Raw genomic sequence first — 317 nt, forward strand, 5'->3', positions numbered from 1 at the left:
GGGATAATTGAGAATAGCTAATGGACTCAATATCAATCACTTTTTTTAAGTTTGGGTTGACCAACTGTTGATCCAAATGCCGTAGGCTATCGGTTTCATCATTAATCGCATAGAGAAAGAGTTTCAGAACTTTCTTAAATGTTAACTTTTTTGAATAGCGATTAAACTGACTGATAGTCTGTCGAGACGATTCACTTAATGTTTCTAAAGAAATGTAGGAAAACCATTTATTTATGGTCATTTTTGTTTTATACTTATCCATGTTGTAAGTCCTTTGTTTTGGTCTTGGATAAGTCATCCAACCCCATTATAAAGGA

General features: G+C 33.1%; 1 pseudogene. It reads right to left on the minus strand.

What is annotated here, in order from left to right:
• Positions 1-262 (minus strand): annotated as a pseudogene (locus ACYQ2O_RS13050) (IS4 family transposase); the annotation flags it as partial.
• Positions 263-317: the final 55 nt, after the last annotated feature.

The organism is Alkalibacterium sp. m-11 (assembly GCF_054658155.1).